This window comes from Parasphingorhabdus sp. (assembly GCF_036963705.1).
In the GTDB taxonomy this organism is placed as follows: domain Bacteria; phylum Pseudomonadota; class Alphaproteobacteria; order Sphingomonadales; family Sphingomonadaceae; genus Parasphingorhabdus.
On sequence record NZ_JBALUT010000085.1, the window covers coordinates 1 to 9,225 of the forward strand.

Below are 9,225 nucleotides of genomic sequence, written 5' to 3' on the forward strand. Positions count from 1 at the left end.
GAACGGATCAGACCCCGTGGCGATCAGCAGGCGATCATAAGGTGTCACACGGCCGGAAGCACTGACCACCTCCATGGCTTCGCGCTTGATTGCAATAATCGCGTCGCCGCTGACCAATTCTATGCCATTATCGTCATACCAGCCTTGATCGTTGATGATGATTTCTTCAAAGCTCTTGTCGCCGGCCAAAACCGGTGAAAGCATTATCCGGTCATAATTGACCCGGGGCTCCGCTCCAAAAATGGTGATGGCATAGCGGCTTGCATCGCGGGACAGAATTTCTTCCACCGCGCGACAACCCGCCATGCCATTGCCGATGACGACAAGCCGTTCGCGGGCCTGTCGGGAAGCATTGTCCTGCTTATCATCCATTATAACCGGTGCGTTCATTGACAAATTCCAGTTGTTAAAAACTATATCCCAGCCGCAGCCAGAATTTCTCGGTATCGACAGCGAAGCTTTCGGCATTGTAATTGGCGTAGTTGAGGCCGACGCTGATGACATTGATTTTGAAGTTAAGAGCCGCATCAAATTCCGTGCCGTAATCAATGTTGCCGCTATCACTGCTAAAGTCGTGATAAGCCGCGCTCGCGGTGACGCCGCCAAGCAGGTTGACCTTCTTGCTCACGCTGACATACTTGTCTTCAAGACCCCCCGGCGGCGTGCTGAGAAAAACATCGGCCCAACCGTTGAACTTGTGGAGGGTGGCAAGCGGGGTCTGGAACCGATTGCCCGCGCCGTCGCTGCCCAGGCTCTCGTATCCCAGCACCAGTCCTAAACCGGAAAAGGATGTGCCAACAGACCCGGCAATATAATCGACGGAGTAATTGCCAGGGTTGGCCTTATAATCTTTTTGCACAGCATAGCTGCCGGCCAAGTCCAGTGAGAAACCTTCAGCGACTGGAAGCTTTGCCGTCGCGCGCAGACCATAGGTTGCACTTGAACTCAGCGAGACCGGTTGCCCGGCATCAAAATCGAGCAGATAGGCAAAGCCCTTCAGATTGGCCGGGCCAGCCTTTACCCCTGCGCCCAAAAATATCAGATCTCCGTCAAAAGCTTCTCGCGCACCGGCATCCGCGCCAAATATCGTGCGCTGGGATATTGCATAAGTGGCTTCCAGTGTCAGCGGTTTTAAGGCCGTCACCGACGCACTGACAGCGTCGAATGTCTGCTCATTCTGGCGCCAGCCGACGCTGCCCACGAAACGCTGGTCGTCAATGTTGATCCTCTGGCGACCAACGGTGATACTGCCTTTGCCCTCTTTGGCGAATTGCAGCTGAATGCGGTTGAGTTCGATATTTTCAGGATCGGCAACGACCGAAAACGGTTCGATACCATTGCCTGAATTGGTATCGTTGAAATCATTGATGATGCCCAGCGTTGCTTCGCTTTCGACCAGAAAGGAAATGCCCATATCGCTGGCCAGTTCGATTCCGGCCCTTGTCCTTAACGTCAGGGCATCTGCATCCGTCAGGGGCTGATCAACATATTCATAAGCCAGCCGTGCGTCGAAAACAGGGTCCAGTGTCAGGCCCTCTGCGATGGCGACAGGATCGCCGGTTTTTGCATGCACCACAGTCGGCGTAAAAAGCAGTACTGATGACAATGTGAAATATCTGATTATGCTTTTTTTGTTCATCATTAATCCCTTGAAAACTGAATTTCTTCTTTCGGGCATCCTTCCTGTTCAGGCCGCCTCTGCGGACGAGCCCTTGTTATTTCCATGTTCATATTCCGCCAAAAATTGCAGCACCTGCTGCCGGTAGGCGTAAAATTTCGGATGCTCGAGCAGTGCCTTGCGGTCTCGCGGACGCGGCAGATCCACTTCCAGTATCTTGCCGATGGTGGCGTGCGGGCCGTTGGTCATCATCACGACCCGGTCGGCGAGCAGGATTGCTTCGTCTACGTCGTGCGTGACCATGACGGTGGTCACCTTTGTCCGGTTCCAGACTTCGATCAGCACGTCCTGCAAATCCCAGCGGGTCAGGCTGTCGAGCATCCCGAAAGGTTCATCGAGCAACAGTAATTTGGGAGACAGGGCGAAGGCGCGGGCAATGCCGACCCGCTGACGCATCCCGTTGGACATATCGGCGGCCACCTTGTCCATCGCATCACCGAGGCCGACACGATCAAGATAATATTCGACAATATCAGCCCGCTCGGAGGGCTTTGTGTGGGGATAGACGCGCTCCACACCCAGGCTGACATTTTGTCTGGCGGTCAGCCAGGGCATGAGCGAGGGTGCCTGGAACACAACGGCCTTGTCAGGCCCGGCGACGTCGATTTCCCGCCCGTCCAGTACAATTCCGCCATCGCTGATTTCATTCAGCCCGGCCGCCATCGTAAGCACGGTCGATTTTCCGCAGCCCGAGTGACCGATCAGCGAGATAAACTCGCCCCTGTTCATCAGGAGATTCACATCTTCGACAACGGTGAGTGGACCCTTGGGTGTCGGGTAAATTTTCTTGAGCTTGAAAAATTCGAGGTAGCGGCTGATAATCGGGCTTTTTGCCGCATCCAGATAGGCCTGCGGCAATGCTGCGTCCTTGCCTTCCCGTGCTGCCGACAGGTCCAGCGGCGTCACATCGGGCAAATTGATCGTTTCGGTGGCAGCGGCCTTCTGATCGTGGCTCAAAAGATCCAGATAACCGACAATGCTGTTGCGCAGCCTTCTATAGGCAGAGTCTTCATTCATCGCCTCACGTTCACGGGGGCGCGGGATATTCACATCGAATAACTTTCCGATGGTTGCCGAGGGCGCCGGGGTCAGGATGGCGACGCGGTCGGCCAGAAGCAGCGCTTCATCAACGTCATTGGTCACCAGAACGATGGTGCGCTTTTCGTGCTTGCGGATGCGCTCGATCTCATCCTGCAATTTGGCCCGGGTCAAGGCATCGAGTGCCGATAGCGGCTCGTCCATCAGCAGGATTTCCGGTTCCATCGCCAGAGCGCGGGCGACGGCCACGCGCTGGCGCATACCACCCGATAGCTGAGCCGGTTTGCGGTCCATTGCATGGTCCAGACCCACCAGTTCGATCTTCTGCGTCACCAGCGCTGCGCGTTCTTCTTTCGATTTGTCCTGATGAACAGCATCGACCGCCAGCGCGACATTGGCCTGCACGGTCAGCCACGGAAAAAGCGAATAGCTTTGGAAAACGAGGCCGCGATCCTTACCCGGACCTTTGCACGGCTCGCCTTTGACCAGCACTTCACCGCTATCGGCTTCGGCCAATCCAGCGATGCAATTTATCAATGTGGTCTTGCCGGCTCCCGAAAAACCGAGAATGGCGATAAACTCACCATCGGCGACATCAAGGCTGATTTTGTCGAGCACATTGGCTCTGGTTCCCGAACCATCAACATATGATTTGCTGACGTTCTTGAGCGACAGGACGGGAGGGGATTTGGTCATGATTTTCCCTTCAAACCGTGCGATTGCGGCTGGCGAAATTTTGCAGCAGCATCATGATCCGGTCCAGCATGAAGCCGATCAGGCCGATCACGATAACCGCGAACATGATCCGGGCGAGAGACTGGCTGGATCCATTCTGGAACTCATCCCAGACGAATTTTCCCAAACCCGGATTCTGCGCGAGCATTTCCGCGGCGATCAAGACCATCCAGCCAACACCTAAGGACAGACGCATGCCGGTAAAAATATAGGGAAGCGCCGAGGGCAGTACCAGGCGGGTCAGCTTGGCGAACCAGCCAAGGCGAAGCACTTTGCCGACGTTCAGCAGATCCTTGTCGATGGATGCTGCGCCAATCGCGGTGTTGATGAGAGTCGACCAGAGCGAGCAGAGCATCACGACGATCGCGGAAATAACAAAGCTTTTTGGCAGGCTCGGTTCGGGATCGGTCATGGTGGCCGAAATCACCATCGTAACAATGGGCAGCCAGGCGAGCGGACTGACCGGCTTCATGATCTGCACGATCGGATTTATCGCGGCGTTGAATGTTTTCGATAGGCCGCAGATGAGGCCGATCGGAACAGCGACAATTGTGGCCAGGAAAAAGCCCAAAGCAACCGTCGCCAAGGACGTCCAGATCTGATCCAGAAAAGTCGGAGGACCGCTATATTTGAAATCCCGTGTTTCGCCGCCACTGGCAATTGCCGCATCATTGCGAGCGTCCTGAGCAGCATAAAATTCCGCCTTCTGATCTTGGGCGACGGACCATTCTTCAAACAGCGCAACCCCTTGGGCGGAGACTTCAACCGGTCCCGGCAGGCTGCCGAGCGATGTGTCCACCTGTGGGGCAAGAACAGCCCAGAGAGAGAGAAAGGCCAGAATGCCGACGGTCGGCGCGGCGAGGCCCTTGAACGACGCTATTGGTTTCTTGGGATCAATTGGCCAGCTTTTTGCTGTCTTGGGAGCCGGCTTTACCGTCGGAAGCGCTTCAACCGGAAGGCCAGGGCCACCAGCGTCCGCCTCTGCGGTGGGCTGATCGCCTTTATTGCTGTGAAATGTATCTACAACGACGGTCGCCATGTCTTTGTTTCCTTTATTCATCAGAAGCTTAATTGACGCCAGAAGCGGTCACTTTCTGACCGTTCTTCAAGCCGATCGGGAATTTCGCGAGATAGGCATTGGGGGCTGTTCCGTCATAGGTGATCCCATCGATAAAACCTGCTTGTTCGCTCTTGTAACCATCGGTGTCGGGAATACTTTCGGCAGGAATGGCTCCCTCGTCTGCCAGCTTTCTGGCGGCGGTGAGGTAGAGATCGGGCCGATAGACCGCCTTCGCGGTGTCGAAATACCATTGATCCGTCCGGTCTTCGGCAATCTGTCCCCAGCGCCGCATCTGGGTGAGATACCAGATCGCATCCGAGTAAAAGGGGTAACCCGCATAATCGTTGAAGAAGATATTGAAGTCCGGTGCCGGCCGCGTGTCGCCGGCCTGGAAGGTAAACTGACCGGTCATCGAGGCGCCGATCACAGCCTCGTCCGCGCCAACATAATTGGATCGTGCGAGAATTTTTACAGCCTCTGCACGGTTCTTGCCACCATCGACGTCCAGCCATTGCTGTGCCCTGATAATCGCCCGCAGAATGGCGGCAGTGGTCGCAGGATATTTCTCGGCAAAATCCTTACGCAGGCCGAGAACTTTTTCCGGGTTCTTTTTCCAGATTTCATCATCAGTAATCACTGGAACGCCGATTTTCTTTTGCACGGCCGCCTGATTCCATGGCTCGCCGACGCAATAGCCATCAATCGTGCCGGCTTCCATCGTTGCGGGCATTTGTGGCGGCGGCGTCACGGACAAGGCCGCCTCCGCGCCGACCGTTCCGGCCACGTCTCCCTCTGTATAATAGCCCGGCTCGATCCCGCCCGCTGCAAGCCAGTAGCGTAATTCGTAATTATGCGTGGAAACCGGGAAGACCATTCCCATTTTGAACTGCTTTCCCTGCTCCTTGTAGCTCGCGATGACCGGCTTCAGGACCGAAGCGCTGATCGGATGCTGCGGTTTCCCGTCCGCATTTTTCTTGAGGTCCGGTTCAATCTGGGCCCAGACTTTGTTCGACAGGGTGATCGCATTGCCATTGAGGTCGAGCGAGAGAGGGGCGATCAGATCCGCCTTGGTGCCATAGCCAATCGTTGCAGCAAGCGGTTGCCCGGCCAGCATGTGTGCGCCGTCCAGCTGACCACCGATCACGCCGTCGAGCAGCACTTTCCAGTTTGCTTGCGGTTCGAGTGTAACGTTCAGCCCTTCTTCGGCGAAAAATCCCTTTTCTTTGGCAATCGCCAGAGGGGCCATATCGGTGAGCTTGATGAATCCGAGCTTCAGGGCCGGCTTTTCAATCGCGCCGTCCACGGCATCGGCCTTAACCGTCTCGCTGCTTTTTGACGTGCTGTCGCCTCCACTTCCGCAAGCCGATAAAGACACTGCGCATACAGCCATGAGAAGAAAATTGCGGCGGTCAGATTTCATTACTCAATCCCTTTTTCTTTGCCGGGCAACGTCAGGGTGGAACGAAAAAACACGCAAAAAAACCGCCTCAAGCAGCAGTCGTTCAGACTGGCTTGGGCGGCGACATTGCCTATTCGATTGTATATCGTTCTACCGTGCGTTCGCCCGCCATTGGACAAACCGGTAAATATGCTGTCGGGAAATTTTCCCGTCCCAAATCAAATAACATCAGCCTGCTTGAAAAGGCAAGTGAAAATATTGCGGTGCAGCAAATTTCAGGATTTTGGTAATGAATCCAGATATTTCTCGACTTCGGTCGGATCGAAAACACGGCCATCGAAAAACGGGTTGGCACCTAGTGTCAGACGGCCTTGGGTCGAACCGACCGGCAGACTGCCGGTCACGCTGCCTTCCAGCTTGGCATTGGCGCCGGGCATCGGCGTGTCCAGCCCCTTTAGTGCCGTCCTGTAGACATTGGGCCGAAAAACCTGTTCCGCGCGCAACTGGTCCTCCGCACTATATTCCAGATGATCCCACCGCAGCATTTGTGAATAGAGCCATGCCGCCTGACTGTTCCAGGGGAAGTTTGCCGCCTCCCGATATTGGAACATGAAATCGGGCACATCGATCGGCTGAGAGCCAGCGGTCAGCATGATCCGGTCTGATATGGCCCGGTTTATCAGCTTCGCCGAGCCATCCAGATATTCTCTGCGCGCGAGTATTGCGGCATTGGCGTCCCAATTTTCCGGATCGATAAAATGTTTTCCGGCAAAATGCAGCGCCCGCACCAGACGTTCAATCTTGTCGCGATCATCGTCGAGTTTCTCGGCCGACATGGCCAGCACTTTTTCGACGCCGCGCCGCCAGATTTGCGCCGTGACCAGAACGATTCGGCCGACGCCGCGCTCCACGGCAACGCTGTTCCATGGCTCACCCACACATATTCCATCCACCTCGGCATTCGCCAGAGCGTCGGCTGCAAACGGCGGTGCAATGGTCACAATATCGACATCGGTGTCAGGCTCGATACCGCATTGTGCCAGCCAATATCGCAGCTTGTAATTGTGACCGGAATAGCGATGCACAACACCGAGTCGAACGCGGGCGCCTGCTGCTGCACGTTCTGCAATTTCGGCCCGCAGCTTTTCTCCAACGGCAACCGGATCGCCGAGCGTGCCGGCTGGCGCCACTTTGTCCGCCAGCGCATGGGACATGGTAATCGCATTGCCATTCAGCCCCAGGATGAACGGCACGGCCAGCGGCTTGGCCGGTCGCCCCCGGCCCAGCGTGGTGGCTATCGCCAGGGGGGCGAGCAAATGCGCAGCGTCTGTATGGCCATAGAGCAGCCTGTCTAGTACCGAAGCCCAGCTAACGTCCCGAATAAAGTTTAAATGCAGTCCCTGTTCTTCGGCAAAGCCGTGTTCCTGGGCCAAAATCGGCAAAGCCGCATCGACCAGCGGCAGAAAGCCGATATTCATTTGATCAATCGTCACAGATCGCCCCCTAATAATATTTCTGCCGTGACGATGGACTCCGCCACTTCGGCCATGCGTTTGTTGCTGTTCATGGCATGATCGCGCAGCATTTTGTGGGCTTCCGGTTCGCTCAAATGGCGCTTTCGAATAAGGATTCTCTTCGCTCTATCGACGATTTTTCGTTCGGACAGCGCGTCTCGCGCCTCTTTGAGTTCGGTTTGCAACCGCGAAAAGGCCTGAAACCGGCGTACCGCCAAGTCCAGTATCGGTTTCAATCGGTGTTGTGACAGACCATCGACGATATAGGCAGAAACCCCTGCATCAATCGCCGCTGCGATTGCATCGTCATCGGATTGCTCTACAAACATCGCTATCGGACGTGAAATCGCACGGCTGACGACAAAATACTCCTCCAGCATGTCGCGAGACGGATTGCCGAGATCGATAAGGATGACATCGGGGTCGATTATTTCAATGGCCCGGGCCATGCCATTGCGTTCGGAAATGACAAAAACGTCCCGTTCACCGACTTCGGCAAGTCCGTCTTCCATTATGGCCGCGCGAACGGGGTTTTCATCAATAACAGCAATGCGCAATGGCGACTCCGGTGCAGGGAGAAACTTCTGACGTTGTGTAACGCGGTTTTCTTCGCAGGCGCAACATGAACCGTAATATTGCCGACAACTATCTTAATATAAGCACCGATCGTCGTTTGCTAGTTGTTTAGTCCCGGTATTTGATGGGTTGGATTGAGCGTAAATCTGTTTGGTTCGGTTGTCCACATTTTGCAGATGTATTCGAAGGGTGTGAGTCTCTTGAGGGTCTTCAGCCGCCGACCATAATTGTAGGCATCGATGAAGTCGTGGAGATGTGCAGTCAGCTGCGCATGGCTGTCATAATGATACCGTTTGACGGTCGCCTCCTTGATTGTTCGGTTCATCCGTTCGACCTGCCCGTTGGTCCAGGGATGCTTGATCTTGGTGAGCCGGTGCTCGATCCCGTTTTCTTCGTAGCGCATATCGAACATGTGGGTCATGTAGGTGGCGGTCGGACCGTCAGCGTAGCGCGGCGGGAAGGTGAACTGGATACCATAGCACATTGGGAAGCATCATCAGGAAGGGCCGTATTACTTTGATGAAGTCTGCGGGCGCGTAGCTTCCGCAGACTTCATCAAGGTGGCCACAATCGGTCAGCAGGTCTCTAAAATGAAGTTATCGACTCAACATTTTGGAGACTGACCGATCATGACCAAGCTTAATCCTACCCCCGATAGTGCCGTTCTGGTAGCCATTGATATGTCCAAGCATCGCCAAGAGGTGTTGATCGAACGCCCGGAGGGCGGTCGTCGGCATCGTTTGACCGTGATGTCGACGAAGGCAGACTACGACCGCCTAACCGACGATCTCTCTGCAATAGGTCGTCCGATTGTCGTCGGCTTTGAGGCTACAGGCAACTATCATCGGACATTGGCACACCGCTTGTTGAGCGCAGGTTTCGAGCTACGCCTGATCTCATCGGTCGCATTGGCCCGCACCCGTGAAGCGCTGCACAATGGCTGGGACAAGAACGATTCCAAAGATGCCCAAGTGATCCTGCACATGCTGCAAATTGGAGCCACCCAGCGCTACGTTGATCCTCTGGCAGCTGGCATCAATGATCTGCAGGAGATGTCGAAGACGCATGAGATGATATCAAAGGCCAAGACCCAGACCTGGCATCGGATATTAACCCACTACCAAAACGATAAATGCCTTTACTGAACCACTAACCGGCTGACGCCGGTCGTCTAATCGAGGGTCATAATGCAAGTCCTTTATTTTAATTGCACGCCGTAAGCGTG

The 9,225-nt window shown here is 55.1% G+C and carries 7 protein-coding genes and 2 pseudogenes; 1 reads left to right on the forward strand and 8 read right to left on the reverse strand.

Annotated features, from left to right (window positions below; translation table 11 throughout):
* The 8 genes and pseudogenes from V7680_RS13875 to V7680_RS13910 form a co-directional block, all read right to left on the reverse strand.
* Positions 1–390, reverse strand: a 390-nt coding sequence (locus V7680_RS13875) for an FAD-dependent oxidoreductase (protein ID WP_335653862.1), incomplete at its 3' end; no start/stop codon positions are given.
* 16 nt (positions 391–406) lie between these two features.
* Positions 407–1,642 carry an alginate export family protein gene (locus V7680_RS13880; RefSeq protein ID WP_335653863.1) on the reverse strand — a complete coding sequence of 412 codons (1,236 nt, stop codon included), beginning with the start codon at positions 1,640–1,642 and terminating at the stop codon, positions 407–409.
* Between the two features lie 45 nt (positions 1,643–1,687).
* Positions 1,688–3,412 carry an ABC transporter ATP-binding protein gene (locus V7680_RS13885; RefSeq protein ID WP_335653864.1) on the reverse strand — a complete coding sequence of 575 codons (1,725 nt, stop codon included), beginning with the start codon at positions 3,410–3,412 and terminating at the stop codon, positions 1,688–1,690.
* 10 nt (positions 3,413–3,422) lie between these two features.
* Entirely contained in the window at positions 3,423–4,490 is a 1,068-nt protein-coding gene (locus tag V7680_RS13890) for an ABC transporter permease (protein ID WP_335653865.1), read from the reverse strand.
* A gap of 28 nt (positions 4,491–4,518) precedes the next feature.
* Positions 4,519–5,931 (reverse strand): CmpA/NrtA family ABC transporter substrate-binding protein, encoded by a 1,413-nt coding sequence (locus tag V7680_RS13895; RefSeq protein WP_335653866.1) that lies wholly within the window; start codon positions 5,929–5,931, stop codon positions 4,519–4,521.
* A 254-nt stretch (positions 5,932–6,185) separates the two neighbouring features.
* On the reverse strand, positions 6,186–7,403 hold the full coding sequence (locus V7680_RS13900; RefSeq protein WP_442955052.1) for an ABC transporter substrate-binding protein: 1,218 nt from the start codon (positions 7,401–7,403) through the stop codon (positions 6,186–6,188).
* Positions 7,400–7,981, reverse strand: a complete 582-nt coding sequence (locus V7680_RS13905) for an ANTAR domain-containing response regulator (protein WP_335653867.1) — start codon at positions 7,979–7,981, stop codon at positions 7,400–7,402. The genes V7680_RS13900 and V7680_RS13905 overlap by 4 nt, the downstream gene beginning before the upstream one ends.
* A 119-nt stretch (positions 7,982–8,100) precedes the next feature.
* Positions 8,101–8,415 (reverse strand): annotated as a pseudogene (locus V7680_RS13910) (integrase core domain-containing protein); the annotation flags it as partial.
* Between the two features lie 214 nt (positions 8,416–8,629).
* Between V7680_RS13910 and V7680_RS13915 the strand changes: the two are divergent.
* Positions 8,630–9,121: pseudogene (locus tag V7680_RS13915) on the forward strand (IS110 family transposase); the annotation flags it as partial.
* Positions 9,122–9,225: the final 104 nt, after the last annotated feature.

Bases quoted from the DNA above. Each gene is read 5' to 3' on its own strand.
- V7680_RS13880 (WP_335653863.1), bottom strand. From the start codon at position 1,642: ATGATGAACAAAAAAAGCATAATCAGATATTTCACATTGTCATCAGTA.
- V7680_RS13885 (WP_335653864.1), bottom strand. From the start codon at position 3,412: ATGACCAAATCCCCTCCCGTCCTGTCGCTCAAGAACGTCAGCAAATCA.
- V7680_RS13890 (WP_335653865.1), bottom strand. From the start codon at position 4,490: ATGGCGACCGTCGTTGTAGATACATTTCACAGCAATAAAGGCGATCAG.
- V7680_RS13895 (WP_335653866.1), bottom strand. From the start codon at position 5,931: ATGAAATCTGACCGCCGCAATTTTCTTCTCATGGCTGTATGCGCAGTG.